At 71.6% G+C, this 26,844-nt stretch carries 24 protein-coding genes; 12 read left to right on the forward strand and 12 right to left on the reverse strand.

Annotation, left to right across the window (positions count from 1 at the left end):
* Positions 1 to 30: 30 nt before the first annotated feature.
* A complete protein-coding gene (locus tag AB0B66_RS08630) occupies positions 31 to 777 on the reverse strand; it encodes an SDR family oxidoreductase (protein ID WP_360525040.1) in 747 nt (248 codons plus the stop codon).
* Positions 778 to 937: 160 nt separating this feature from the next.
* Here AB0B66_RS08630 and AB0B66_RS08635 point away from each other — a divergent pair, with 160 nt between their 5' ends.
* The 4 genes from AB0B66_RS08635 to AB0B66_RS08650 are packed head-to-tail and all read left to right on the forward strand — an operon-like array spanning position 938 to position 6,039.
* Positions 938 to 2,233 (forward strand): extracellular solute-binding protein, encoded by a 1,296-nt coding sequence (locus tag AB0B66_RS08635; RefSeq protein WP_360525043.1) that lies wholly within the window; start codon positions 938 to 940, stop codon positions 2,231 to 2,233.
* A 1-nt stretch (position 2,234) separates the two neighbouring features.
* On the forward strand, positions 2,235 to 3,143 hold the full coding sequence (locus AB0B66_RS08640; protein WP_360525046.1) for a sugar ABC transporter permease: 909 nt from the start codon (positions 2,235 to 2,237) through the stop codon (positions 3,141 to 3,143).
* Positions 3,140 to 3,964 carry a carbohydrate ABC transporter permease gene (locus AB0B66_RS08645; RefSeq protein ID WP_360525049.1) on the forward strand — a complete coding sequence of 275 codons (825 nt, stop codon included), beginning with the start codon at positions 3,140 to 3,142 and terminating at the stop codon, positions 3,962 to 3,964. The genes AB0B66_RS08640 and AB0B66_RS08645 overlap by 4 nt, the downstream gene beginning before the upstream one ends.
* Positions 3,961 to 6,039: an alpha-galactosidase gene (locus AB0B66_RS08650; protein ID WP_360525052.1), complete on the forward strand. Its 2,079-nt coding sequence runs from the start codon at positions 3,961 to 3,963 to the stop codon at positions 6,037 to 6,039. Before AB0B66_RS08645 ends, AB0B66_RS08650 begins: the two co-directional genes overlap by 4 nt.
* A 77-nt stretch (positions 6,040 to 6,116) precedes the next feature.
* Here AB0B66_RS08650 and AB0B66_RS08655 read toward each other — a convergent pair whose 3' ends face one another.
* The 4 genes from AB0B66_RS08655 to AB0B66_RS08670 form a co-directional block, all read right to left on the reverse strand.
* Positions 6,117 to 6,965: a hypothetical protein gene (locus AB0B66_RS08655; protein WP_360525055.1), complete on the reverse strand. Its 849-nt coding sequence runs from the start codon at positions 6,963 to 6,965 to the stop codon at positions 6,117 to 6,119.
* Complete coding sequence (locus AB0B66_RS08660; protein WP_360525058.1) at positions 6,962 to 7,477, reverse strand: SigE family RNA polymerase sigma factor; 516 nt, start codon at positions 7,475 to 7,477, stop codon at positions 6,962 to 6,964. Before AB0B66_RS08660 ends, AB0B66_RS08655 begins: the two co-directional genes overlap by 4 nt.
* Before the next feature lie 148 nt (positions 7,478 to 7,625).
* Positions 7,626 to 9,245 carry a SigE family RNA polymerase sigma factor gene (locus AB0B66_RS08665; RefSeq protein ID WP_360525061.1) on the reverse strand — a complete coding sequence of 540 codons (1,620 nt, stop codon included), beginning with the start codon at positions 9,243 to 9,245 and terminating at the stop codon, positions 7,626 to 7,628.
* 98 nt (positions 9,246 to 9,343) lie between these two features.
* Positions 9,344 to 10,138 carry a methyltransferase domain-containing protein gene (locus tag AB0B66_RS08670; RefSeq protein ID WP_360525064.1) on the reverse strand — a complete coding sequence of 265 codons (795 nt, stop codon included), beginning with the start codon at positions 10,136 to 10,138 and terminating at the stop codon, positions 9,344 to 9,346.
* Between the two features lie 253 nt (positions 10,139 to 10,391).
* Between AB0B66_RS08670 and AB0B66_RS08675 the strand changes: the two genes are divergently transcribed.
* Entirely contained in the window at positions 10,392 to 10,784 is a 393-nt protein-coding gene (locus tag AB0B66_RS08675; RefSeq protein ID WP_360525067.1) for a hypothetical protein, read from the forward strand.
* Between the two features lie 222 nt (positions 10,785 to 11,006).
* A complete protein-coding gene (locus AB0B66_RS08680) occupies positions 11,007 to 11,399 on the forward strand; it encodes a hypothetical protein (protein ID WP_360525070.1) in 393 nt (130 codons plus the stop codon).
* 34 nt (positions 11,400 to 11,433) lie between these two features.
* On the opposite strand, the gene AB0B66_RS08685 is transcribed toward AB0B66_RS08680, so the two are convergent.
* The 3 genes from AB0B66_RS08685 to AB0B66_RS08695 all read right to left on the reverse strand — a co-directional run bounded on the left by AB0B66_RS08685 (position 11,434) and on the right by AB0B66_RS08695 (position 13,188).
* A complete protein-coding gene (locus tag AB0B66_RS08685; protein WP_360525073.1) occupies positions 11,434 to 12,324 on the reverse strand; it encodes a permease prefix domain 1-containing protein in 891 nt (296 codons plus the stop codon).
* Positions 12,324 to 12,734: a PadR family transcriptional regulator gene (locus tag AB0B66_RS08690; protein ID WP_360525076.1), complete on the reverse strand. Its 411-nt coding sequence runs from the start codon at positions 12,732 to 12,734 to the stop codon at positions 12,324 to 12,326. The genes AB0B66_RS08685 and AB0B66_RS08690 overlap by 1 nt, the downstream gene beginning before the upstream one ends.
* A gap of 67 nt (positions 12,735 to 12,801) precedes the next feature.
* A complete protein-coding gene (locus AB0B66_RS08695) occupies positions 12,802 to 13,188 on the reverse strand; it encodes a VOC family protein (protein WP_360525079.1) in 387 nt (128 codons plus the stop codon).
* A 181-nt stretch (positions 13,189 to 13,369) separates the two neighbouring features.
* Between AB0B66_RS08695 and AB0B66_RS08700 the strand changes: the two genes are divergently transcribed.
* The 3 genes from AB0B66_RS08700 to AB0B66_RS08710 all read left to right on the forward strand — a co-directional run bounded on the left by AB0B66_RS08700 (position 13,370) and on the right by AB0B66_RS08710 (position 15,885).
* Complete coding sequence (locus AB0B66_RS08700; protein WP_360525082.1) at positions 13,370 to 14,716, forward strand: cellulase family glycosylhydrolase; 1,347 nt, start codon at positions 13,370 to 13,372, stop codon at positions 14,714 to 14,716.
* 94 nt (positions 14,717 to 14,810) lie between these two features.
* Positions 14,811 to 15,452, forward strand: coding sequence for a M23 family metallopeptidase (locus tag AB0B66_RS08705; protein ID WP_360525085.1), 642 nt, complete (start codon positions 14,811 to 14,813; stop codon positions 15,450 to 15,452).
* Between the two features lie 4 nt (positions 15,453 to 15,456).
* The gene (locus tag AB0B66_RS08710) at positions 15,457 to 15,885 is read left to right on the forward strand and encodes a hypothetical protein (RefSeq protein WP_360525087.1); all 429 of its coding nucleotides are present in this window, start codon (positions 15,457 to 15,459) and stop codon (positions 15,883 to 15,885) included.
* Positions 15,886 to 15,901: 16 nt separating this feature from the next.
* Here the strand turns inward: AB0B66_RS08710 and AB0B66_RS08715 are convergent, their stop codons facing one another.
* The 4 genes from AB0B66_RS08715 to AB0B66_RS08730 form a co-directional block, all read right to left on the reverse strand.
* Positions 15,902 to 17,287, reverse strand: coding sequence for a carboxylesterase family protein (locus AB0B66_RS08715; RefSeq protein ID WP_360525090.1), 1,386 nt, complete (start codon positions 17,285 to 17,287; stop codon positions 15,902 to 15,904).
* 116 nt (positions 17,288 to 17,403) lie between these two features.
* Entirely contained in the window at positions 17,404 to 19,305 is a 1,902-nt protein-coding gene (locus tag AB0B66_RS08720; RefSeq protein WP_360525093.1) for an FAD-dependent oxidoreductase, read from the reverse strand.
* A gap of 109 nt (positions 19,306 to 19,414) precedes the next feature.
* Positions 19,415 to 21,082, reverse strand: coding sequence for a heparinase II/III family protein (locus tag AB0B66_RS08725; protein WP_360525096.1), 1,668 nt, complete (start codon positions 21,080 to 21,082; stop codon positions 19,415 to 19,417).
* A 1-nt stretch (position 21,083) separates the two neighbouring features.
* Positions 21,084 to 22,208 (reverse strand): substrate-binding domain-containing protein, encoded by a 1,125-nt coding sequence (locus AB0B66_RS08730; protein WP_360525099.1) that lies wholly within the window; start codon positions 22,206 to 22,208, stop codon positions 21,084 to 21,086.
* A 330-nt stretch (positions 22,209 to 22,538) separates the two neighbouring features.
* On the opposite strand from AB0B66_RS08730, the gene AB0B66_RS08735 reads away from it, so the two are divergent.
* Genes AB0B66_RS08735 through AB0B66_RS08745 form a run of 3 tightly spaced genes read left to right on the forward strand, consistent with a single transcriptional unit; the run spans position 22,539 to position 26,823 of the window.
* Positions 22,539 to 23,549: a hydroxyacid dehydrogenase gene (locus AB0B66_RS08735; protein WP_360525102.1), complete on the forward strand. Its 1,011-nt coding sequence runs from the start codon at positions 22,539 to 22,541 to the stop codon at positions 23,547 to 23,549.
* Positions 23,546 to 25,528, forward strand: coding sequence for a DUF2264 domain-containing protein (locus AB0B66_RS08740; RefSeq protein ID WP_360525105.1), 1,983 nt, complete (start codon positions 23,546 to 23,548; stop codon positions 25,526 to 25,528). Before AB0B66_RS08735 ends, AB0B66_RS08740 begins: the two co-directional genes overlap by 4 nt.
* A 26-nt stretch (positions 25,529 to 25,554) precedes the next feature.
* The gene (locus tag AB0B66_RS08745; RefSeq protein WP_360525108.1) at positions 25,555 to 26,823 is read left to right on the forward strand and encodes an extracellular solute-binding protein; all 1,269 of its coding nucleotides are present in this window, start codon (positions 25,555 to 25,557) and stop codon (positions 26,821 to 26,823) included.
* Positions 26,824 to 26,844 lie beyond the last annotated feature (21 nt).

The following is a 26,844-nucleotide window of genomic DNA, read 5'->3' on the forward strand; positions in this document are numbered from 1 at the left end:
GCGCCTTCTCGCTCGTCGGTGCCGGTCAGGTCAGGCCGAGGCCTTGGTCGCGGTCCAGCCGCCGTCGACCACCAGGCTGGTCCCGGTGATGTAGGCGGCGTCGGCGGAGGCGAGGAACGCTATCGTGGCGGCGACCTCGTCGGGGGTGCCGAACCGCTTGGCCACAGTCTCGGCCACGCTGGCCCGCCGGTCCGCTTCGGACACGTCGTCCCACGCGGCGGTGAGGATCGGGCCGGGCAGCACGGTGTTGACGCGGATCTCGGGACCGTACTCGACGGCGAGCTGGCGGGCCAGGGCCACCAGGCCGCCCTTGGCGGCGGCGTACGCGGGGCGGCCGGGCAGCCCGACCAGGGCGTGGACCGAGGAGACGACCACGACCGCGCCGTGCTCGGCGCGCAGGTCGTCCAGACATGCGCGCACGCCGAGGAAGGTGCCGGTGAGGCTGACGGCGAGCTGGTGGTCCCAGGACTGGCGGCTGGTCAGGTGCGCGGGGGTGACCTCGACGGCGTAGGCGTTGCTGACCAGGATGCCGATCGGCCCGAAGGCTGCGCGCACGGTCGCGGCGGCGGTGGCCCAGGCGGCCTCCTCGGAGACATCGACGGTCACTGACAGTGCTCGCCCTCCGACCCGGTTGATCTCGTCGGCGAGCGGGCTGGTGTCGGCGATGTCGAGCAGGCCCACGGCGACGCCCTCGGCGGCCAGCCGGCGGGCGGTGGCCGCGCCGATGCCGCCGGCCGCCCCTGTGATCAGGGCGTTCTTGCCGTCAAGGCCGCGCATAGACTGGCTCCCCATCTGCCGGAGTAGTGATCCCCACCCGAGATCTAATCATTAATTACGAAGATATCTTGACAGTTGCCGGGGCGCGATGCAACCTGTTCGTCATACGGATTTACGTGATCGACATACGCACAGTCACCCCCAGCATCCCTCAGGAAGGATGTCCTCAGTGAGCGACTTCGATCCCAGTCGTCGCCGGCTGCTCGGCCTCGGCCTCGCCGGCCTCGGCGCCCTCGGCGCGGGCCCCCTGCTCAGCGCCTGCGCCAGCTCCGCCGGTTCCGGCAACACCCCCGCCGGCGGCGGCATCACCCTCCAGTCGAACCTCACCGGCGCGGCCAAGTCCGGCCTCGAGAAGCTCATCGCCGACTTCAACAAGCTCGGCAAGGGCACCGCGACGCTGAACACCGTCGCCACCGAGATCTACCGCACCCAGCTGCCGACCTACCTCAGCTCCGCCAACCCGCCGGACCTGTACACCTGGTACTCCGGCTCGGTCGCCAACGCGTACTCCCGCAAGAACCTGCTGCTCGACGTCTCCGACGTGTGGCAGGGCCTGGGCGACTACACCCCGGCGATGCGCAACGTGTCCACCGACGAGACCGGCAAGCAGATCTTCGTCCCCATGAACAACTACTGGTGGGGCTTCTTCTACCGCAAGTCCAACTTCGCCAAGTGGGGCGTGCAGCCGCCGAAGACCTGGGCCGAGTTCCTGACCCTGTGCCAGACCCTCAAGAGCAAGGGCATCCCGCCGATCGGCATCGGCCTGGGCGACACCCCGTGGGTCGCCTCCGCCTGGTTCGACTACCTCAACATCCGCGTCAACGGCGCGCCGTTCCACCGCGAACTGCTCGCCGGCAAGCAGCGCTTCGACGACCCCAAGGTCAAGGCCGTCTTCGCCAAGTGGAGCGAGGTCCTGCCGTACTTCGACCCCAAGGGCAAGGCGTACCCGTTCCAGGAGGCGACCACCGCCCTGCTCGCGGGCAAGACCGGCATGTTCCTCATCGGCACCTTCCTGGCCGACGCCACCGCCAAGGACGTCGTCGAGGACCTCGACTTCTTCCAGTTCCCGATCATCGACCCGGCGGTCCCGGTCGCGGAGGAGGCGCCCACCGACGGACTGTTCGCCAGCGCCAAGACGGCCAACCCGGCCGCCACCAAGGCGCTGCTGACCTACGTGGCCTCCGTGGAGGCGCAGGAGGCCTACGTCGCCAACAGCGCCGGCATCATCCTGCCCGCCCACCCCAAGGCCAAGGCGGCCGAAACGCCGCTGGTCGCCAAGGGCAAGGCGATGCTGGCCGGCGCCGCCGAGCTCACCCAGTTCTTCAACCGCGACTCCAGCGACGCGCTGCAGCCCACCGCGGACACGGCGCTGACCAGGTTCATCGACAAGCCCGACCAGATCGACGCGATCCTCGCCGAGTGGCAGAAGAACGCCGAGAAGGTCTTCAAGGGCTGACGTGACCGCGGTCAGCTCCACCAACAGCACTGCACGGCGGCGGCGGTCGTTCCGGCCGTCGCCGCTCCTGCTCACCTTCGTTCTGGTGCCGTTCGTGGTCGAGAGCATCTGGGTGTTCTGGCCCGCGATCCAAGGGGTCTTCTTCTCGTTCACGCGGTGGGACGGGTTGGCCGCCCCGGTGCCCGTCGGCTTCGACAACTACGTCGAGCTGGCCGGCGACCCGGTCTTCCGGGGCGCCCTGGGCAACACTGTCCTGTGGCTGCTGCTGTTCGGCGGCCTGTCCGTCATCGGCGGCTTCGGCATGGCGCTGGCGCTGCAGCGCGAGCGCCGCGGCGTCGGTTTCTACCGGGCCGCGCTGTTCCTGCCGGTCGTGTTCTCACTGGTCGTCACGGCGCTGGTCTGGCGGGTCTTCTACCAGCCCGACGGGCTCGTCGACCAGGTGCTGACCGCGGTCGGTCTCGAACACCTCATCCGGCCGTGGCTGGCCGACCCGGAAACCGCGTTCTACGCCGTGATCATCCCGTCGCTGTGGCGGCAGATCGGCTACATCATGGTGCTCTACCTGGCCGGGCTCAAGGCCGTCGACCCGGCCGTGCACGAAGCGGCGAAAGTCGACGGCGCCAACAGCTGGCAGCGGCTGTGGCACGTCACCGTCCCGCAGCTCAAGGGCGTCAACGCGGTCATCCTGTCGGTCATCGTCATCGACTCGCTGCGCTCGTTCGACATCGTCTGGTCGCTGACCCGCGGCGGCCCGTACCACTCCTCGGAACTGCTGAGCACCTACATGTACTCGGCCGCGTTCCAGAGCCTGCGCCTGGGCTACGGCTCGGCGATCGCCGTGGTGATCTTCCTGCTCGCCCTCGTGGTCATCATCGGCTACCTGGTCCGCGCCTTCCGGGAGGAGTCATGATCAGCAAGCTGCGCACCGGCGGCTACCACGCCGCCATGATCGCCGTGTCGCTGCTGTGGCTCGGCCCGATCATCTGGGTCGTCGTCCTGTCCACCCGCACCTTCGACGACATCGCCAGCAACGGCGTCGGCAGCCTGCCGCACTCGTTCACCCTCGACACCTATGTCCAGGCGTGGACCGACGGCGGCCAGCTGCAGGCCCTCATCAACAGCCTGCTGGTCACCGTGCCCGCGGTCCTGCTCAGCCTCGGCCTGGGCGCGATGGGGGCCTTCGCCCTGAGCCGCTACCGCATCCCCGGCCGGCGCACCATCCTGCTGCTGATGCTCGCCGGCAACCTGCTCCCACCGCAGATCGTGCTCATCCCCGTCAGCAAGTTCAGCGAGCTGACCGGCCTGTACGACACACTCTGGGCGCTCATCGCCGTGCAGGTCGGCTTCGGACTCGGGTTCTACACCTTCGTGCTGCACGGCTTCATGCGCGACCTGCCCAACGAGATCCAGGAGGCCGCCACCATCGACGGGGCCGGCGTCGGGCAGATCTTCACCCGGGTCATCCTGCCGCTGACCCGACCGGCCCTGGCCGCCCTCGGCGCGCTGTCGTTCACCTGGATCTTCAACGACCTGCTGTGGGCGATCACCGTCATCCGCACCGAAGCCACGATGCCGGTCACCCCGGCACTGCTCGGCCTGCAGGGGCAGTTCGTGTCGTCCTGGAGCGTCATCGCCGCCGGGACGGTCATCGCCGCCGTGCCGACGGTCGCGGTGTTCCTCGCCTTCCAGCGCCACTTCATCTCGGGCCTGGCGATCGGAGCAGTCAAATGAGCAACCGACAGTGGACCCTGCGCGGCGAGCACACCGAGTACACCGTCGCCGTGCCCGACCACGGCCGCTGGCTGGAGCTGGTCGCCTGGGGCCCACACGGTGTCAGCGCAGGCCCGTCGCCGGTCGCCTACACCGGGCCGACACCGTTCCTCACCGCAGGCGACTACGCCCCGGTCGAATACGCCACCGACGGCGTACGGCCCTTCGCCGCGGCGGAACTCGTCGTCGAACTGCCGAACGGCGACCGGCGCGTGTCCTGGGAATTCCAGGAGGCGACCGGAGACGAGCGGCAGCTGCGCGTGCTGTTCACCGACCCGGTCACCGGGCTGCGCGCCGAGCACCGCTACCGCATCGCCGAGGGCACCGACGTCGTCGAACGGTGGACCGAACTGCACAACCCCGGCGACACCACGCTGCGCCTGGTCCAGGCCGCCTCCGCGGGATTCAACCTGCCCACCCCGCACGGCGCCCGGATCAGCTACCAGTGGGGCCAGTGGGCGCAGGAGTTCCAGCTCGACCACGTCGACCTCGGCCAGGGCCGGTTCGCCGTCGGCAGCGCCCAGGGCGTGCCAGGGCACCTGTTCGTGCCCTGGCTCGCCGTGCGCGACCGCGCCGACGAGACCGGCCCGGCCTGGGGCGTCGCGCTGGCCTGGACCGGCTCCTGGGAGATCAGCGCCCAGCGCGACACCGGCGGCCTGACCCGCGTCATCGCGGGCCGCCACCTCGCCGACGGCCCGCTCGAACTGCTCCCGGGCGGCACGATCACGCTGCCCGTCGCCGCCGGCGCGTACAGCGGTGAAGGCCTCGACGGCCTCGCCCGTGTCTGGCACACCTACCAGCGCAGACTCGCAGGCGATCGGCTCGACCGGGTCCGGCCGGTGCTCTACAACTCGTGGGAAGCCACCGGCTTCGCCGTCGACGCCGGCAACCAGCTCGCCCTGGCCCGCACCGCCGCCGACATCGGCGCGGAGGCGTTCGTCGTCGACGACGGCTGGTTCATCGGCCGCCACGACGACCGCGGCGGGCTCGGCGACTGGACCGTCGACGAGGCCAAGTTCCCCGACGGGTTCGACACGTTCATCGCGCAGATCCGCGCCATGGGACTCACCTTCGGCCTGTGGGTCGAACCCGAATGCGTCAGCCCCGCCTCACGGCTGTACGCCGAGCACCCCGACTGGGTGTACGCCGTCGACGGCCGCCCGCAGACGCTGGTGCGCAACCAGCTGCTGCTCGACCTCGGCCGGCCCGAGGTCGCCGAGTTCGTGCACGGCACCGTCGACGGACTGCTGCGCCGCCACGACATCGGCTACCTCAAGTGGGACTTCAACCGCCCCCGCACCGAACCCGGCCGGGCCGGAACCGCCGCACCCGTCGACCTCGACGGCGCACACGTGGCCAACCTGCACCGCATCTACGAGCAGCTGCGCCGCGACCACCCCGACGTCATCATCGAGGCGTGCGCGGGCGGCGGCGGCCGCACCGACCTGGCCATGGCCGCCCGCGCCGACGTGGTCTGGCCCAGCGACAACACCGGCCCACTGGACCGGCTCGCCATCCAGCACGGCTTCCTGCACGCCAACGCGCCGCACCTGCTCAGCTCCTGGGTCACCGACGCGCCCGGCCTGTTCGACCCGCGGCCGCGCTCGCTGGCGTTCCGGTTCGTGCTGGCGATGGCGGGCGTGCTCGGCATCGGCGCCGACATCCGGCACTGGAACGAGCAGCAGCGCGCCGAAGCAGCTTCGTGGATCGCCCGGTACAAGCAGATCCGCCAGGTGATCCAACACGGCGAGGTGCACCTCATCGGCGGCCCCGACCAGGCCCGCTGCGCCGTGCAGTACACCGCACCCGACGGCGCGACAGTGGTCGTGCTCGCCTGGAACACCGGGCGCCTCGACGGACCCGGGCTGCTGCCCTCGCGGCCGGTGCGCCTGCCCCTTGGCGGCCTCGGCCGCCAGGACGTCTACCGGCAGCAAGACGGACCGGAGTACTCCGGCAGCCACCTGAGCGCCGTCGGCCTGCCGGTCCAGTGGACCGCCGAACACGACGCGGAACTGATCGTGCTGCACCGGAGCTGACCGGACGGCGAACTCCCGGCTCCCGCCGGACGAGGGCGATCACCTGCGGGAAGTCCCGCAGGTGATCGCCCACCGGTTCAGCTCTTCGGCGCGGTCGTCGCCTTGAGCTCAGGCAGGTTCGCCGACGGAGTCGGCAGCGGGCCGACCGCGGTCGGGACGAGGCTCAGCAGTTCCTGGTCGGCGACCACGGCCTTCAGATCGTCGACGTCGATCACCGGAACCGGCTCCTCGCCGTCGCCGTTGCGCTCCATGACCACCGCCCGATGATCCGGGTAGACGGCTCCGACGGTGACCGTGGTGTCGGAATAGGCCGTCCCGTAGAGCAGCGGCGCGGCACCGACTCCCTCCTCGCAGAACAGCACGTCCAGGTCCTGTACCGTGCCCGCGAACGCGGTCAGGTCGGCGCAGGACTGCGGCACCCACGCGGCCGTCTCGTAGACGTACAGGTTCACGGTCAGGTGGCCGTGTTCGCGAAGGTGCCCCAGGTTGATCACCGTGTAGGCGTTGGAGGCTCCCGGCTCGCCCCAGTTGCAGACGTCGTAGGTGTTCTGCACGACGTAGTCGTCCCGGTCGGGCAGCAGCCGCAGCACCGTCCGCACATACTCCGGCCAATGCTCCTGCGCGACCTCCTTGGTGCTGGGGTTGACCATCGGCGCGTTCCGGCATTCACCCAGGCTCCCCGGCGACGCGGCGGCGCCCACCGGCAGGGTGAGTCCGGGCGAACTCGCCGGCGTCGTGCCCCGCATCGCGAACGGGGCGGCCAGCGCCGCGGTCGCGGTCACGGCGGCCACCGCCGTCACCAGTGCGCGCCTGCGCCGCAGGCCCTTCGCGCCCCGCAGCGCGGCATCGGCGAGGTCCGCCGGGCCGGCTACCTCCGACAGCCGCTGCATCGCCGCCTTCAATTCAGGTTCAGGTGGTGTGTTCACACTGGCTCCTCGATGTATCTCAGCTCCGGACACAGCACACGAAGGCGTGTCAGGGTGCGATGAACCTGACTGCGAACGGTCCCGATCGACGTGCCCATCAGCGCGGCCACCTCGGCCTCGGGCAGGTCCTCGTAGTAGCGCAGCACCACCACTGCCCGCTGCCTGCGGGTCAGCTCGCCCAGCACCCGTGCCAGCGCCAGCTTGAGGACCGTCTCACCGGCCGGGTCCTCGACAGCGCCCCGCTCGGGCACCAGCTCCGTCGCATACTCGCGGCGGTTGCGGCTGACCCGCCAGACGCTGATGTGCTGGCGATAGAGGATCTTGCGGACGTACGCGTCGGGTGACCCCGACCGGTGCACCCTGGGCCAGTGCAGCGCCAGTTTCGTCAGCGCGACCTGCAGCAGATCCTCGGCGTCCTGGTGATGCCCGGTGAGCAGGTAGGCGACGCGGTACAGGGCCCCTTGCCGCACCGCCACATACTCCCGGAACTCGCGCTCGGCGAGCTCATCCATCAGGTTCCTCCCTCGTGTCACCTGTCAACACGCGCCCGGGGAGGCGTCACTATGTCATGCGAGTCCCGTTTTCGCGGGCTCGCCCGCGGGGACTCGGCAACGGCCGGTGGCACCACTTCGCAGGTGCCACCGGCCGGCAAGAGCGGTCTCAGCCCTCCCGGTACGCGGCCTCGCGCCGGCAGCCGGGGAGGCGATAGGCGAAACCGTCGGCGGGCAGGTCGAGCGCCGCGCCGCCGGTCGTCGTCCCGAAGACGGCCCGCCGCAGCACCTTCCCGTCGCTCCAGATCAGGTCGCGGCCCTGCAGGCACGGGAACGCTGAGATCCCGGCCGACCCGCGGTGCCCGGCCAGGTCGATCCGATGCATCGCTGTGCCGTCCACCAGCGAGAACTCGACGTACGTGGCACGGTGCTCGCGGTCCTCGGCGGTGAAGACCAGGACCGCCGCGGTGCTGTCGGTGACGGGGACGACAACGGGCAGGTCCGCGTGGGCGAGCACGTGGTCATCCGGTTTCAGCAGGGCGGAGACGTCCACGTCGACATGGCGGGAACGGCCGGTACGCGGATCGGTCACCGACAGCGAGAAGCTGGTCCTGCCTGGTTTGTCGGCGGTGCCGCTCAGCACCTCGCCTGTGTCGAGCACGCCCTTGACGTCGTCCCATCGGCCACTGCGGGCCAACGGGTACTCCTTGCCGCCGGCCAGCGGGACGAGCCGCGTGCCGAAGGCGTCAGCCGGGTAGGGCACGTCGATGACGAGCCAGTTGCCCGAGCGGGACCAGAAGGAGGGGCTGCCGGCCAGGCGCCGCTGCGAGGTGCCGGTCAGGTCGCGCAGCATGACCTGCCCGTTCTGCTCGGTCCAGCTCAGCCAGCGCCCGTCGGGTGACAGCCAGAGTGTGGGCACATGCGGTTCCGGGGCGGCTATCCGCAGCCGGTACCAGCCTGACGCGGCGGCTATCTGCACCGTCATCACGCCGCCGTCGAGGTCCGCGCGCAGCAGCGACGCGGGCCCGACACCACGGTCTTTCGGCAGGTCCGGCAGCACCTCCCCGGCCGCCGGCACGCGCTCCGGCAGCGCGGGCGAGCCGGGCGGCGCGACCAGTGACGGGCGCGGTGACGAGGTCGGTGTGGGGGTCAGCGGCGGCGGGACCTTCGCCGGGCCGAGCGCCGCGTAGACGATCAGGCCGAGGGCGAGCGGCACCAGCGCCAATGCCGCGACCACGGCCGTACGCCGGGCCCGCCGCCTGGCTGCCGTGGCGACCGCGGCGTTCGCGTCGGCGTACTGGCCGGCCTGTTCGGCGAACAGCGGCAGCGCGCGGCGCAGGTGGCCCAGCGCCACGTGGGTCTGGCTCTTGACGGTGCCGATCGAGCAGCCCATGGCGGCCGCGGTCTCCGCTTCGGACAGGTCCTCGTAGAAACGCAGCACCACGACGGTGCGCTGACGCGGGCTCAGCGTGTCCAGCGCCTGCCCGAGCGCGATCCGGTCGACGATCTGGTGCGGTTCGTCGGGGCCGGGCAGGTCGGGCACGTACCCGACGGGCTTGGCCGGGCGCCGCCGCCACCACGTGATCCTCTCGTTGACCATGATCCGGCGTACGTACGCCTCGGGCTGGCCCTGGTCCACGATCTGCCGCCACCGGGCCGCAGCCTTGGCCAGCGCGGTCTGCACCAGATCCTCGGCCGCGTGATGCTCACCCGTGAGCAGGTATGCCGTGCGCGACAGCGCACCACCCCGCGCGACGACGAAGTCGTGGAAACCGTCGTACCTGTCCATCCGTCACCTCCGCCACCAACACGCGGTTCGCCGCCGGCGAGTTGGTGATCGCGCACCGGTATTTTCCCGAGCGGCCGGCGGCCTGTTCGCGCGTACGCTCAGCCGGGTTTGCGGCCGGACCAGACACCCGCGGTCCGCTGCAGGACCCGGTCCGTCGCGGGCAGCTCCATCCACCGGCGGTGGAACTCCTGGCGGTGCTCGTCCGGCAGGTCCTCGATGAACGCCCGGTAGCCGTGGCTCATCGCCCAGCGCCACAGCATCGCGTTGTCGGCGAACTCGACGGCGATCGTGGCGTGGTCCACCCGCAGGTCCACGAAACCCGCCTCTTGCAGCAGGTCCGCGGCGTCCACGACCCGGCCCATGCTCCCGTTCGGGGGCAGGTGGACCGCGAACTCCTCGAAAAGGGCGTCCATCCGGCGGGCGAGCGGCGGGGCTGCGGCGGCAGGCCGGGCGTCGCGCTCGAACTCGGCGGTGCGGGCGCTGCCGCCGGTGAACGCGAACCGCCCGCCCGGCGCGGCCACGCGATACGCCTCGGCGACGCCGGCCCTCGGATCGTCGAGCACATGGATGACGAACGAGGAGACGACGAGGTCGAAGGCGTCCGAGGGAAGATCCAGGGCCTGGGCGTCCATGACGTGGGCGGCCGCGGCCGGATGGTCGGCGGCCAGCCGCTCGACCATCGCCGGCGCCGCGTCGACGGCCGTCACGGCACAGCCCCGGGCCAGGGCCGGCGCGGTCAGCGCGCCCCGTCCGGAGCCGAGGTCGAGCAGCCGGCAGCCGGCGGGCGGGTCGAGCACGTCCACGATGGCGCGGCCGAACTCGGCGAAGAACGGGGCCACCTGGTCGTAGTCGGCGGCGACGCGATCGAAGAGCTTCCAGGTGGATACGTTCATGGCAGAGGAGTCTCGTGACGATCTCTCGGCCGCGCAAAGCAATTAGCCGCGCGCGGCTGCTGTTCGGTCGATGGTCCGATCCCGATGGTGCTCGCCGCCGGGACATCGTCAGGACACGCAGTTGTCATTGCCAAGCCCTTTCCGATGTCATGTTCGTCGATACCATGACGGTGTCCTGGAAGCCTCGGGAAGACGGCGGCGCATGGATCCTTTCGAAATCTTGGGGACCGGCAGCGGTGGTGGGACGTGGCTGGTGACCGACACGAACCGGCGGCTGACGGTGCACAACCACAGCGGCCGCGCCCTGTTCGTCGCCCTGTGCGGCGGCCGGGACTCCCACGCGGTGGGGTGGCGGCTGCTGCCGGACGGGCAGGGGCAGACCGTGCCCATCGCGGTGCCCCGCAACAGCTTCGGCACGGTCTACCTGTTCGCCAGGACCGCCGACGGCGGATGGTCCTTCGGCGGCGACGAGCGGTTCTATGTCGCCCAGCCGCGCGGCGACGACACGATCCGGCAGGGCTTCTCCTTCCAGGTCAGGGACGCGCGCACGCAGCGCCCGGCGATGGTGGCCGGCGCGGGGGAGCTGAGGGTCGTCGGCGGGATCGGCATCGCGATGACGGCCGACGTCTCATACCGGATCGCCTGACCCCGGGCTCGGCCGCCATCGCCCTGAGTTTTGCGAGTGCGGGAGCTGACCGCCGACGCCATGCACCCCTGACAGCAGCATGCCGAGGACCCGCGGCTGGGCCTGCACCAGCGGCGCGGGGCCGCCGCCGTCGTACGCAGCTGCGAGGGCATGCTGGTCGCCCTGGGAAACTGACGACGTCACCGGTCACGGCCGGTTGCCGATCACCGATAGCCTCGTGGCGTGAACGCGATCTGGCGTCATCTGCGCATCGTCGGCTTCGCCGCGGTGACCATCCCGGTGGTGATCGGCGTCCTCGGCGGAGCGGCCCTCGGCCTGCTGGCGCTCGCCGAGGGTGCCTACCGGATAGTCGCCGGGCTGCTCGTCATGGTCGCGGGTTTCCTGGCGGTCGCCGCCGTGCTCATCGTCGCGATACTGGTGTTCCTCGCTGTGCTGGGGCGCGGCCTCACCAGGAGACTGTTCTTCGTACGCGGCAGGGCGCTCACGGACGACGCGGTCAACGATCTGAAGGCGCAGCAGGGCGCTGCCGCCACGGTCCCCTTCTTCCGGCTGACCGCGGGCGCCGCCCTGCTCGTCGGCATCGGGTGCGCGGTCTGGCGGCTGACCACCGGATGACCGGCCGGGTGTCGGAGCACCCGGCCGGAGATCGCTAGGCGGCGGGGTGCGGCTCGGAGCCGCGCGGGCGGAACATGGTGCGGGCCATGATGACCAGCACCGCCAGCAGACCGCCGAGCAGCGCCAGCCACGACCAGGCCCAGCCGACCGTGAACGTCAGCACCGCGAAACCCGCGAGCGCGGCGAGCCAGATGGCCGCGGTGTAGATGCCGAACCGGGCGGCGGCGGCCGGGTCGCCCGCGAACACGTCGGCCATCTCCTGGTGCTCGCGCTGCAACCGGACCATCCACGGCTTGTGCCGGTTGGTCTGGGTCACGCCCAGGTAGGTGAACGCGACGGCGGAGGCGACCAGCAGCACCCCGGCGGCGACCAGCAGCCCGACCGGCCATTCGGGACGGGCGGCCGCCACGCATCCGGCACCGGCCAGGCCCAGGGTCGCGGCCGCGCCGTAGCCGAGTGCGCGAGCCGCGGGCAGGGGATAGCTGGAGGTGGTCTCCTGCCGCAGCGCGTCGGCCACGATGATGCCGCCGGTCAGTGCCAGCACCGCGGCGGCGAGCGGCTGCCAGCCGTGCACGGCCGTGTCGAGCACGGACCAGACGAGCACGGCCAGTGCCGCTGCGGCCGGCAGCGAGAGCAGCAGTGTCCGGATGACGTACGCCGGTCGTGGCCGCACCCGCTGGTCGAGCCAGGGCGCGGCGGTCGGCGTCGCGGCGGCCTCGGTCACGATCGCGCGGATGTCGCCCAGTTCGGCCATCGCGCGTCGCGCGGACTCGGCTCCGCTCACGCCGGATCCTTGGAGTTCGGCCATGCGGGCGACCAGGTTGGCGCGCATCTCCTCCTTGAGGTCGCGCGCCTCGGGGGTCATCTCGAGTCCGGCGTACGCCTCGTCGAGCAGGCGGTGGATCGCCAGGCTGTCGTCGGTCATCAGGGCCGCCTTCCGGGTCGGGGCATGCCCGTTCGGGCGGGCTTGCCCAGTTCGAGCAGGGTGTCGATGAGGCCTCGGGTGATCTCCCAGGCGTTGACGTTGTCGTGGTACACGGCGCGTCCGGCGTCGGTGATGCGGTAGTACTTGCGCCGCCCGCCCTGGGTCTCGTCGCCCCAGTACGCCTCGACCAGGCCGTCCTTGAGCAGTCGGCGGTAGCTCGCGTAGAGGGTCGCTTCTTTGATCTCGTACGCGCCGCCGGTGGCGTCGCGGATCGTCTTGAAGATCTCGAAGCCGTAGCTCTCGCCCTGGCTGAGGACCGCCAACACGATCGTGTCGGTATGCCCTCGCAGGAGGTCGGCGGCGAACGCGTCGCTCGCCAGGAAGGTATCGCTGGCAGGTATATCGGGCACGTCGAGTACTGTAACAGATAAAGTACTAGCGCACGAGGAGTCCAAGCAGGGCTTGCCCGCTGCTGCGTCAGCGCAGGTCGCGGCGCAATGGATGGTCGGCGGGCACCTCGACGAGCACGATGGGCACCCCGTCCGGGTCCGCGATCCACATCTCGTCGAGGCCCCAGAACTCGCGCCGCGGCTCGCGCGTGATCACCGCGCCCAGGGCGGCGAGCCGCTCGTGCTCGGCTCGCAGGTCGCGCACCTGCAACCAGATCCGGACCGGCCCGACGGGCCCGATGTCGGACCGGCCGGACACCTCCAGCAGCCCCTGGCCGAGGAAGAACACCACGCCCGGATGCTCGGGCGGCCCGAACTCGCGGTACACCGCCAGCCCGAGCACGTCGCGGTAGAAACGCAGCGACGACTCCAGGTCGGCCGGGCGGATCAGGATGCGGCTGCTGAGAACCTCCATGCCCCGATCATCGCCTGCCGTGGTGCCGCCTGGCCTGGCTTGCATTAGTTGCACGTACCGACGAATGCGCATACGCTGACCGGCGCGCGGATGGGCCAGGGCAGCGATCAGCGATCAGGCATGTGTGCCTGCGGGCATGACGCGATCCGCCCCTGTCCGGGGCCTCCTCCAGAGGTAGGTCATGAAAAGACTGCTCACATCCGTCGGTGTCGCCGTGCTGGCGGCCACCGCATCCATCCTCGTCGCCGTCAGCCCCGCTGAGGCGGCCGTCGGCCTGCACATCAGCGGCCGCAACATCGTCGAGGCCAACGGCCAGAACTTCATCATGCGCGGGGTGAACCACGAGCACGTCTGGTTCATCGGCCAGACCAGTTCGTTCGCCGACATCAAGGCCGCCGGCGCGAACACCGTGCGGGTCGTGCTGGGCAGCGGCAAACGCTGGGGCCCGTCCAACGACGTCGCCAACGTCATCAACCTGTGCAAGCAGAACCGGATGATCTGCGTCCTGGAGGTGCACGACACCACCGGGTACGGCGAGGACGGCGCGGCCGCCTCGCTCGACGAGGCCGTCAACTACTGGATCAGCCAGAAGAGCGTGCTGGTCGGCCAGGAGGACTACGTCGTCATCAATATCGGCAACGAGCCGATCGGCAACACCAACGCCGGCCAGTGGACCGCCGCGACGGTGTCCGCGATCCAGAAGATGCGCACCAACGGCTTCCAGCACCTGCTGATGGTCGACGCGCCGAACTGGGGCCAGGACTGGCAGTACGTGATGCGCGACAACGCCCAGACGGTCCTCAACGCCGACACCCAGCGCAACACGGTGCTGTCGATCCACATGTACGACGTGTTCAACACCGCCACCGCGATCCGCGACTACCTCGACCGGTTCCAGAACAACGGCTGGCCGCTGGTCATCGGCGAGTTCGGGTGGCAGCGCTCGTCGAACAACGTCGACGACCAGACCCTGATCGCCGAGGCCAACGCCCGCGGCCTGGGCTACCTCGGCTGGTCCTGGGCGGGCAACAACGATCCGTACCTGGACATGACGGTCAACTTCGACCCCGCTCAGCTCACCACGTGGGGCCTGCGGATCTTCAACGGCCCCAACGGCATCAAGGCCACCGCCAAGCAGGCCACGATCTTCGGTGGTACACCGTCGCCGAGCGCGTCGCCGTCGCCGAGTTCTTCGCCGTCACCGAGCGTGCCTCCGTCGCCGAGCGGGCGCGGCTGCACCGCCCTGTACTCGATCGTGGGCCAGTGGCCCGGCGGATTCCAGGCCGACGTGAAGGTGACCGCCGGCGCATCGGCGATCACCAGCTGGACGGTGACCTGGACGTACGCCAACGGCCAGACCGTCACCCAGGCCTGGAGCGCGACGGTGACCAGCAGCGGATCGGCGGTGACCGCCCGCAACGTGAGCTACAACGGCAGCCTGGCCGCCGAGGCGAGCACGAACTTCGGCTTCCTCGGCTCGTGGAACGGCACGAACGGCGTTCCCGCGGTGACCTGCACGGCGAGCTGACCGTCGGCGCGGAGCCGGGCCGGGCGTCGCTCGCCCTGGCCCGGCTCCGCGGCATCGGGCACACGGCCTTGCCACGGCCTGGCATGCTCGGTCCGTGCCGACCGTGTACCGCAGCAGCAAACGCCATCGCGGCAGCCGCCGACGTACACGCGTGCTGCGCACGCTCGGCATCGTCGCGGCGATCGCCGTCGTGGCCGGTGCGGCGCTGTGGCTGTGGCCGGCCGGGCCCCGCCCGCTGTTCCAGCTGCCCGTTGCGTGCGGCGAGAAGTGGCAGCTGGGCACCTATCCCGGCCACGGCGCGGACGACGTGGACATGTTCCCGATGTCCGGGCAGTCCTGGGGGCGGCCGGTGCTGGCGTCCTACGGCGGCACGGTCGTCGAGGCGGGGATCAACGGCGAGCTGGGCGGGCGTACGCAGAAGAATCCGCAGGGCCCCCGTGGCAGCGGCGGCGGCTACTGGGTGAAGATCGACCACGGCGGCCGGTGGACGACGGTGTACATGCACCTGCTCGAACCGCCGATCGTCGAGAAGGGTCAGGACGTCGAGCAGGGCCAGCAGCTCGGCAAGGTCGGCAGCACCGGCGACTCCGGCGCGGCGCACCTGCACTACGAGCAGCGCCGCGGCCTGCAGACGGTCGAGAGCTGGTTCGACGGCGCGCCGTCGGGCATCACGAACGACGACCGGGAGTACACCGTCCTGCGCACCAGCAACAACTGCGCCGACCGGGACCGGTAGCACGGTGGACGACCAGTGGAACCCGCAGTGGTGCATCGTCGGCAACCTGCTGCCGTACCCGTACCGCGAGGAAGGTCCGCACGCCGACTTCCGCAGTCAGAAGATCTTTCCCGCGGGCGCGAAGCTGTGCGTGCTCGGCGGCATGGGCAACGGGACGATCACCGTCGTCGGGTACGCCCATCGCCGGCCCCACCCGGTGACGGCGCACCTCAAGGCCAGGTACGTCGGCAACTGGCGGGCGCGGCTGATCTACCGGCCGGTCCTGCTCCGGGCGATCCACGCCGCGCAGCGGGAGGAGAACACCTGCCACCGCTGGCTGTACGGCTACCGCGACGACCAGCGCGGCGACTACCTGCCGACCGAGCCGGAGTACGGCGCGCACCTGGCCGAGATCGCCGCCTCCTTCCAGCGATCCTTGCACGGCGGCGGCTGACCGCGCAGCACGCGCGTCACGCGCCGAAGCGGCGCACAGCCGCGCGCCTGCCCCGGTAGGGCGTCCAGCCGTGCGCGGTCAGCGCGGCCGCCCCACCGGCGGCGAACGACAGCCACGCCGAGCGCAGCGGCCTGCCGTGCTCGTGCACGTCGTCCCAGAGCTGCCCGGCGAGCATCGGCACCTGCGCCCACGCCGCCTCGTCGCCCAGCAGCCACGGCAGGTCGCTGCAGTGACCGGCCCGGTAGGGCGAGGCCGAAGCCACGCCCTCGATGCCGTACACGAACACGCGCGCCCCGGCCGCGGCCAGCAGCCTGGCGAACCGTTGCGTCGGCCGGGTGAATGCCGTCCAGGTGAACACGCTGATCAGGCTGTTCTCGACGGCCCGTCCGAGCAGCGGCACCCGCTGCGACAGCGGGCCACCGGCCAGGAAGTACGCCATCTCGCGGCGGGTGGTGCCGAGCACCACGTCGAGGTCGCCGGCGCCCGCCCGGCACGCGGCGAGCCAGCCGTCGGCGTCGGGCAGCGGATCCGCGCCGGCCACCGGCCCGTACGCCGGGGTGAAGCCGCGCCCGGAGACGTCGCGCTCGGCTGCCTGCTGCGCGGTCAGCACCTGATCGAGCGACGCCGCCAGCGGATCGCCGTCGAGCCGGGCGAGGAAGCGCTCGCCCAGCCGCCCGGTGTCGGCCGCGCCGCCGAGCCCGAGTCCCAGCGGCGGGCTCTGCAGCACGACCCGGCGGAACAGCGGCCGGGCCGCCGCCACACCCAGCAGGCAGGCGATCGAGTGCGCGCCCGAGGACTGCCCCACCAGCGTGACGTTGTCCGGGTCGCCACCCAGGTCGGCCGCGTTGTCGCGGACCCAGCGCAGGGCCTCGATCTGGTCGAGCAGGCCCAGGTTGCCGGGGGAGACGCCCGGCGCGGCCAGGTAGCCCAGCGCCCCGAGCCGGGAGGTGACGCTGACCACGACCACGTCGCCCTCCCGGGCGAGCCCGTCGGTGCGGTAGCGGTCCCAGGAGCCCGCGCCGGACCGGTACGAGCCGCCGTGCAGCCAGACGATCACCGGCCGGCGGGCTCCGTCGGCGGCCGGGGTGACGATGGTCAGGTTGAGGCAGTCCTCGGACTGCACGCCGATCTCGGGCCGGCCACCGGCCGAACCGGGTCGGGCCTGCGGCTGCGGGCTGACCCCGCCGTGCTCGACCGCATCGCGCACGCCCGACCAGGCCGGTTCGGGCACTGGCGGGCAGAACCGCTGCGCGGTGGCATACCGCACGCCGCGCAGCACCGTCAGCCCGTCCTCCCGCCTTCCGCGCAGCGTGCCGCCACGGACCGTGACCAGCACCTCCGGCGCGGCCAGGCCGGTCGGGCCGAGCGTTTCGTCACCGGGGGCGGAGGGCTGCGGCAGCACTGGGGAACTGGCCTTTCGTTCGGAGGTCGACGTCGCGCCGACGGCCGGACGCCGTGACGCGACGTCGCCACCATATGCCGGAGACGTCCGTTGATGCACCGCACCGGCAGGCCGGATCAGCTCGTGGTGACCGCCTCATCGTCGTGTCGCGCGGCGCGCCGCTGCGCGCCCGGCAGCGCCCTCGCGCCCAGCGCGCTCTCCAGCTGCTCCCAACGGGTCACCAGATCCGAGATCATCAGCATCATGACGTCGGGGAACGCGTAGAGGAACGTCTTGTACCGGTAGTGGTCCAGGTAGTAGACCTCGATGTCGCCGACGGCGGTGACCGTGGCGGTGCGGGCGCTGAAGAACAGGTCGTGACCGCCCAGCAGGGCCCCGCGGGCCATCGTCGCGCGCTCGTACACGCCGCCGAAGTCGACCTCGACCTGCCCGGCGGCGATCAGGTAGACCCCGTGGGCGGCATCGTCCTCGCGGCACACCGCCTCACCCGGCCCGAAGGACAGCTCGTCGAACATCGAGGCCAGCGTCTCCAGCTCGGCCTCGACCAGCGGCGCGAACAGGCGCACGCCGTACGGGTCGACGCCGTCGCGCAGGCACGCCACCCGCTCCTTCAGGTCGTGGTCGGGCAGGTGGCTCATGCGCATGCGCGCGAACCGCTTCATGCGATCGATGTCGCGGCGCTGGCGGCGCGGGGTCTCGGCGCTCGGCGCGGTGTAGAGGGAGGCGTCACCGCTGATCCGGGCGGCCTCGCGCAGGCCCGACTCGTAGGCGCTGTGCACGCAGCCCCAGTGGTGGCCGTTGGTCGCCTCACCGGCGAAGAACAGCAGGTCGCCGACCGGTTCGGCGAGCACGCCGAGGTCCTTCGGCGACGCGTCGACGCCTATGCACGCGTACGAGCCGCGGGCGAACGGGTCCGCCGACCAGCCCGTGCGCGAGATGTGCTCGGGGGCGGGCGCGTCGGGGCCGAACAGGTCCCGCACGACGGTGGCGCTGTAGTCGGCGACCTGCTCGTCAGGCCAGGTCTCCAGCTCGCGGCCGAGCGAGCCGCCGAGCAGCATCACCAGCACGGGTCTGCCGTGCGACTTCCACATGCTGATCACGACGGTCGGATGGCGGTCGGTGTCGCGGCACAGGTAGCCGAACGCGTACTGCTCCAGGGGCCAGAACGGCTCGGCGAAATGCAGTGCGATCTTGTTGAGGGTGCCGAAGCCCAGCCGGGCGATCGCCGACTGCTTCGGCTCGGGCAGCGGCGGGTCGAAGACCACGGCCCCGGCCTTGAGGACGCCGAGCGGCAGGGTCACCAGCACCTTGTCCGCCGTGAAGTCACCCAGTCCGGTGACGACGCGCACGCTCGCCGCGCCGGTCTCGACCCGGGTCACGACGTGATCGCGCCGGATGTCCAGGCCGTCGGCGAGCGCGTCCACGACCGACTGGTAGCCGCGGTGCAGGACGCTGTCGCCGTGGCCGTAGACCAGGTAGCCGTCCTCCCAGAACTTCAGCGACAGCCGATCGGCGTCCTCGGCGACGTCCTCGCGCAGGACCACGTTGAGGTGGTACCGCACCGCGTGCTCGTCTTCGGGGCTGTAGCCGCGTTCGGCGAGGATCTGCCCGAGTGCTTCGGCCAGCGACATGTCCGGGTGCCCGTGCCTGCGGGCGTGTTCGGCGCGCTGTTCGAGTTCGTGCAGCACGCCGTCGGCGAGTTCCAGGGTGCGGTTCTTGGCGGCCTGGCTGGTGATCCGCCGATCCGGACCGAACAGGTCCAGGTTGTCGAAGCCGCCGGTGTAGGAGCTGTCGCCGCCGACGTAGCTGTAGGGGATCTCCAGCCGTTCGACCAGCTCGGTGATCGGGTTGCCTTCGGTGCCGTGGATCCAGTGCGCGCCGAGGTCGACGCCGTCGGCGTCGGTCCAGATGCGCCCGCCGACACGGTCGCGGGCCTCCAGGACGGTGACAGGATGGCCGAGCCCGTGCAGTGCCCGTGCCGCCGCGAGCCCGGAGATTCCGGCCCCGATCACGAGCACGCGTGGCAGATGATGACCGATTTGATCCGACATAGGGCGATTGTCGGGGAAGCCGGTCGGCAGGGGAAGGGCCGCATGACGGACACCAGGTGCGCGCCGTCGGCGTCGATCACCCGAGGTCGAACACGAACCGATGGACACCCCGGCCGGCCGGCGTCGTGGTCCTGCAGCTCAGCAGGTACACCCGGTCCGGCCGCGCATGGTGGTCGGCGGCCGTCACCTCCTCCACCGAGGCCTGCGCGCACCCGTGCCCGAGCCTGACCAGGCCGCCCCAGTCCGCCGCGCCGGCCGACAGCGTCGGCTCCACGCGGCTGACGAAGACCTCCTCGACGGGCAGCTCCCGGTCGGCGTCGATCTCGTCCATGAGTTCGAGGCGGCCGTCCGGCCACCACCGCAAGCGCCGTACCAGCGACCGCAGGCCCGGCACCTGGTATGCCGCGGTGAGGTCGAGGTCGAGGCAGACCGTCTGCCCGTCGTCGCGGTAGCGCAGCACCTTCGCCGCCCGGTCCGCGCCCGGCAGCTGGACCTGCCCGTCGATGACGGGAACGGAGTGCCCGCGCGCCGACGGGTGCAGGTGGTCGTAGCGGCCGGGTCCGAAGTAGCCGGCGGTGTACTCGCCCGCGCCGAGGTCGTCCAGCACGCTGCGGCCACCGGTGTGCAGTACGAAATGGCCCAGGTCGTTGTGGTTGTGCGGCTCGTCGTTGTGGCCGCCCTTGGCCGCGAACGCGAATCGGCCCCGGCTGACGACCCAGGCGAGGTCGGGCAGGAAACTCGTCGCCTCGACCGCGGACGCGGGCAGACCGGGCCGGAACCAGGCGAGGGTGCGCGACAGGTGCCCCCACCGGTAGCAGTGGTCGTCATGCAACGACGGCACGACCCGCGCCGGTGGTGTGCCGAACCGCTCTGCCAGCCGGGTGAGCAGCCCCGCCGGCAGCCACGGCCGCTCGGAGGCGTCCGAGAACGGGGCGTACGCGCCCGCGCCCAGCGCCACCCGGTGCGGGAACGCCGCGATCTCGGCGACATTCGCCGGGGCCAGCAGGTCCTCGCCGGTGTGCTCGCGCAGCGCCTCGGCGAAGTACACGAAGTAGCCGAAGCCGTAGACCCAGTAGTCCACGCCTTCGGCGCAGCCGCCGTCGCCGCCGAACCCGGCCAGGTAGCGGTCCATGGCCGCGCGGCTGCGGTCGAGCATCGCGGCCAGCCGGTCCGTGTCGGCGGGGCAGTCGCGCAGCAGCGCCAGGGCCGCCATACCGGCCGCGCCCGCGCACACCGCCTCCCAGTTGTTGCGGTAGCCCTCCCAGTTCAGCGGCCGGGGGTCGGTGTAGGGCACGAAGACGCGGCGCTCCACTTCGGCGCGTACCCGGTCGGCGACGCGCCGGTCGAGGCGGCCGTGCAGGGCGGCCACGGTCTCGGCGAGGGTGTGCGCGGTCTCGGCGGCGAACAGGTCCAGGCACTGCTCGGGGCCGCGGCCCTGATCGGCGCTGTGGCGCACGTGCGCGGGCAGCGCCCAGGTGTACTCGTCGCAGACCGACCACAGGGTGTCCGACAGCGGTCCGAGGTCGGTGTCCAGGTCGAGCAGGGCCTGGGCGGCGCGGGCGGCCAGCCGGGCGCGGCGGCGGAAGTACTGCCGCTCGTACCGCAGGCGGTTGCCGGTGTCGAAGTAGTCGCGGTAGGCGCGGTAGCCCAGTTCGGGCATCGTGTCGTCGGCGGCCGCGGCGCGGATGTCGCGCAGCAGCGAGGTCAGCTCGCCCGCCGGGCGGGGGAAGGCGCTGCCGGTCACGTCAGCCGCGCGGGCCGCTGGAGTCGCGCACGATCAGCTGCGGGCTGATCAGCACGCGGTGCACGGGCCGCGCCGGGTCCTGCAGGCGTTTGGACAGCAGCTGCATCGCGCTCTCGCCGATGGTGTACTTCGCCGGCCGGACCGCGCTCAGGGCCGGGTTGGCCAGGCCCGCGACCTCGTCGTCGAACGCGACCACGGCCAGGTCGTCCGGGACCCGGATGCCGCGCTCCTCGCAGCGGGCGACCAGGGAGATCGCCTCCCGGTCGGAGTGCGCCAGCAGCGCGGTCGTGCCGTCGGCCAGCCAGGCGTCGATCCCGCGGTCGATCTCGTCGTCCCAGCGCGGGTCGCGGTGATCGGGGCTGATCAGTTCGGGGGCGTCGGGTTCGAGCCCGATCGCGGTGACGGTCTGCTGCCAGCCGCGCCGCACCGCCGGAGTGTGCGGGCTGCTGGCCGAGGCCAGGAAACCGACCCGGCGGTGCCCGCGCGCGGCCAGGTGCCGCACGGCCAGGCTCGCGCCGAACGCGTGGTCGGTGGACACGGACTCGACGTGCTCCTGGTACAGGCCCACGGTGGCGGTGCGTTCGAGGAACACCACCGGGATGTCGAGCCCGGCCAGCCAGTCGATGAGCTGGGCGGCCTCGTCGCCGATGGTGGGCGGTGCGATGAGCAGGCCCTGGATGCCGGCCGTCTCCAGCAGCCAGGCGGTCTGCCGGCGTACGTCGGCGACGTCGTCATAGGAGGAGCCGCGCAGCACGATGCGCACCCCGGCGTCCGGGGCGGCGTCGCGCGCGCCGCGCACGATCTCCGGCCAGTAGTAGTCCAGCGACGGCACGACCATGCCGACGGCGGGCAGGGACGCCTCGTCGGTGCTTGTAGACCGGCCCGGCTCCTCGACGGCGGCGCTGAACTGCGGCCCGTCGCCGCCGCGGGGCAGCCGGATGCCACCGTGGACCCGCTCGATCGCGCCCTCGTCGGCGAGCTGGGCGATGTCGCGGCGCACGGTGACGGTGGTGACGCCCAGCGCGCGGGCGATCTCGCTGACCCGCAGCGTGCCGTGGGCGTGCAGGTCGGCCAGGAGCCGCTCGCGGCGCTGGTCCGGCAGCAGCGGGGGCTCGGACAGGGTCACGGCTGGGCCTCCACGGTGGTGTCGCGCGCGTCGGGCTCGATTGTGCACGGACGCGGGCGGTGGCACGGCACGCGGCATGCCGCCGTCCGGACGGACCTGACCGGCCCGGACGGGTATCGACGGCGGTCTTCTCGCACCATCATCCCCTTCCCTCGCCCTCGAAACGAACATATTCGTTCACAAAGAAAAGCCCAGGTCTACGCGTTACGTGTTACAGCTTCGTAACGGGCCCTTGTCGTGCAGTTTCCGGGCTGGTCTACTCATCGCACTGTTCGAATGAACATAAACAAACATATCAGCAACGCTGGGAACCCCGGGAGAGGCCACCGCATGTACCGTCCGCAGGCACTGCTCGTGATGGGGCCCGAACCGTTCCGGCTCCAATTCGGGCCGCAGGAGCTGCAACGGCTGCGGACGCTCGCCGACCTCGGCGATCCGGTCTGGACCGACGACCTCGACGACCCGCACGTGCGCGCCCGCATGGCCGACACCGAGGTGCTGCTCACCTCGTGGGGCGCACCCCGGCTCACCGCCGACCGGCTGGCCGCCGCACCCCGGCTGCGGGCCGTGCTGCACTGCGCCGGCAGCGTGCGCAACCTCGTCTCCGACGAGCTCTGGCGGCGCGGCATCCTGGTCACCAGCGCCGCCGAGGCCAACGCCACCCCGGTCGCCGAGTACACCCTCGCCGCGATCGTTTTCGCGGGCAAGAAGGCCCACGTGCTGGCCGCCGAGTCCCGGCTGCGCCCGGCGAACTGGGACGCCGTGCACCACCGCGAGGACCTGTCCAACTACGGGCGCACCATCGGCATCGTCGGCTTCTCCCGCATCGGCCGGCGCGTGCTCGAACGGCTGCGCACCCTCGACACCGCACACGTGCTCGTCACCGACCCGTACGCCGACCCGGCCGCCGTCGCCGCCGCCGGGGGCCGCCTCGTCGAGCTCGACGAGCTGCTGACCAAGGCCGACATCGTCTCGCTGCACCTGCCCGAGCTGCCGCAGACCCGGCACGCCATCGGGGCCCGGGAGCTGGCGCTGCTGCCCGACGGCGCGACCGTCATCAACACCGCCCGCGGCGCCGTGCTCGACACCGCAGCCCTGGAACGCGAATGCGCCACCGGCCGGCTCAACGCCATCCTCGACGTCACCGACCCCGAGCCGCTGCCCGCCGGATCGCTGCTGGCCCAGCTGCCCAACGTCATGATCACCCCGCACATCGCCGGGTCGCTCGGCTCCGAGACCCGCCGCCTGAGCGCCCAGGCCCTCGACGAACTCGACCACTTCGTCCACGGCCGCCCCCCGATCGACGCCGTCACCAGCGAAGCGATGGAAGTGATCGCATGATTTCTCCGTACACGGGGTGGACCCGGACCGAATGGGCGGCGTTGGCCGACCACCTGCTCGCCTCGGCCTGGCGGCACGCCTCGCCGACCGGAGCGCGGATCACCCCGCCCGGTGCGCCCGGCGGTTACGGCACCGCCGTCGACGGACTCGAAGGCTTCGCCCGCACGTTCCTGCTCGCCGGGTTCCGGATCGCCGGCGAAAACGGCCGCTACCCCGGCAACCTGCTCGAACGCTACGCGCAGGGCATCGCCGCGGGCACCGACCCGCACTCGCCCGAACGCTGGGTCACCCCCCGCGAGCACGGCCAGGCCAAAGTGGAGGCGGCGTCGATCGCGCTGATCCTCGACCTCACCCGGCCCTGGCTGTGGGACAACCTCGACCCCGGCGTGCAGGCCCGGACCGTGGACTACCTCGCCCAGGTCGTCGGCGACCACACCTACCCGCAGACGAACTGGGTCTGGTTCCGCATCGTCGTCGAGCAGTTCCTCGCCTCCGTCGGCGGCCCCTGGTCACCCGACGACATCGCCGCCGACCTGGCCCGGCATGAGTCGTTCGCCCGCGACGGCGGCTGGTACTGCGACGGGCCCGAACGCAGCTACGACCACTACGCGGGCTGGGCGCTGCACCTGTATCCGATCCTGTGGAGCCGGATGACCGGCGCGCAGGCGCAGGCCGCGCCGCTACTGCCCGAGTACACCCGGCGCCTGGACCGCTACCTGCTCGACGCGGTGCGCCTGGTCGGCGCGGACGGCTCGCCGCTGATCCAAGGCCGCAGCCTGGCCTACCGGTTCGCGGCCGCCGCCCCGTTCTGGGCCGGTGCGATCGCGGGAACCGACGCGCTCGCGCCGGGTCTGCTGCGCCGGGCCGCGTCCGGGATCGTCAAGCACTTCGCCGACCGCGGCGCACCCGGCGAGGACGGGCTGCTCACCCTGGGCTGGTTCCACCCGTGGCGGCGCATCGCCCAGCGCTACTCCGGGCCAGGCTCGCCCTACTGGGCGTCCAAGGGCCTGCTCGGCCTCGCCCTGCCCGCCGAGCATCCGGTGTGGACCGCCGTCGAGCAGCCGCTGCCCGTCGAACAGGCCGACCAGCTCGCCGTCATCACCGCCCCCGGCTGGGCGCTGTCGGCGACGGCGGCCGACGGGGTCGTACGCGTCTACAACCACGGCACCGACCACGCCCGCCCCGGCGACCGCAGCACCGACTCGCCGCTGTACGCCCGGCTGGGCTACTCGACCGCGACCGCGCCCGCGATGGACGACGACGGCTGGGACTCCCCGCTGGACCAGTCCGTGGTGCTGCTCGACGCGCACGGCGAGGCGACCCACCGCAGCGGCTTCACCACCCTCGACGTACAGGCCCTCGACGGCGCGGCGGTGCTGGCCTCGCGGGCCCGCTGCCACTGGGTCAAGCCCGACCGCGGCGCCCCCGACCACGGCTCCGGCTACCCGGGCGACGCCACGGACGCCGCCACCGTCACCACGGTGTCGGTGGTGCGCGGCGCATGGGAGGTGCGGCTCATCCACGTCGACCCGGCCGGTGCGCCCGGCTGGGAGCAGGTCACCGCCGTGCGGGTCGGCGGCTGGCCCGTCCCGGCGACCGCCGACGACCGGTCGAGCCGACCCGCGTCGGACCCCGCGGGCCGCCCCGTCGCCGAGGCCGTGGGCACGACGCTCACCTCGACCGCGGTCGGCCTGCACGGCCTCGACGTCGCCGGGGTGCACACCGTGCACGACGCCACCCCGCTGGCCGAGCACACCGCCATCCCCTGGCTGCAGACCCGACCGGGGCAGGCGGCCTGGCACGTCGCGGCGTTCGCGCTCAACGGCGGCGACCGGTGGCCGCTGGCACAGATTTCGGGACCCGAGGACGCGCCGGTCGTCCGGGTCACCTGGCCCGACCAGGCCACCACGACGGCGGCGCTGCCCGTGCCGCCGACCGGCCCGCACCACCACGCACAGAACAGATCCTCCGCCGCGTGAGCGGCCGTCCTTAGGAAGGAACGTTCGTGAAAAGAAGGAAGATGCTGGCAGCGGTCGGTCTGGCGATGGCAGTCGCGCTGCCGCTGACCGCGTGCGGCTCCGGCGGCGACAGCGCCGAGAGCGGCCCCGTAGAGCTGACCGTCGCGGTGTGGAGCCTCGCCTCCACGCCCGAGTTCCAGACCCTGTTCGACGCCTTCCACCAGGCGAACCCCGACATCACCATCAAGCCCGTCGACATCCTTGCCGCCGACTACCCGACCAAGGTCACCACGATGCTCGCCGGCGGCGACACCACCGACGTCATCACCATGAAGACGCTGGCCGACTACGTGCGCTTCGCCGGGCGCGGCCAGCTCAAGGACGTCAGCTCGCTGGCGACCTCGGCCGACGCGGGCAAGCTCGCCGGGCTGGACCAGTACAAGCAGGACGGCGACAAGTACTACGCGCTGCCGTACCGGCAGGACTTCTGGGTCCTGTACTACAACAAGAAGATGTTCGACGCCGCCGGCCAGCCGTACCCGACGAACCTGACCTGGGACCAGTACGTCGAGCTGGCCAAGAAGCTCACCACGGGCAGCGGCGAGAAGAAGGTCTACGGCGCCTACCAGCACACCTGGCGCTCGATCGTGCAGGCGATCTCCGCCGCGCAGACCGGCGGCGACCAGCTCGGCGGCGACTACAAGTTCTTCGCCGACCAGTACAAGACCGCGCTGGCGCTGCAGGAGGCCGGGGCCACGCTCGACTTCGGCACCGCGGTCACCCAGAAGACCGGCTACGCCTCGATGTTCGAGTCCGGCAAGACCGCGATGCTGCCGATGGGCACCTGGTACATCGCCAAGGTGCTGTCGGAGAAGAAGAAGGGCACCACCGACGCCGACTGGGCCATCGCGCCGCTGCCGCAGCGCACCGGCTCGGCCGGGATCACCACGTTCGGCGCGCCGACCGCGTTCGCGGTGAACAAGAAGGCCAAGCACGCCGCGGCGGCGGAGAAGTTCGTCCAGTTCGCGGCCTCGGCCGCGGGCGCCAAGGCGATCGCCGGCATCGGCGTGGTCCCGGCATACTCCAGCGACGAGATCCGCTCGCAGTACTTCGCGCTGCCGGGCATGCCCACCGACGAGCTGTCGAAGAAGGCCTTCACCCCAGACAAGATCAACCCTGAGATGCCGGTCAGCGACAAGACCGCCAAGGTCGACACCATCCTCAACGAGGAACACCAGCTGATCATGACCAAGCAGAAGTCGATCGACGACGCGATCAAGGAGATGGAGACCCGCGTCAAGAACGAGGTCAACTGACGCAGCTACGCGGGGACGGCC

This window comes from Catellatospora sp. NPDC049111 (assembly GCF_040648615.1).
Classification (GTDB): Bacteria; Actinomycetota; Actinomycetes; order Mycobacteriales; family Micromonosporaceae; genus Catellatospora; species Catellatospora aurea.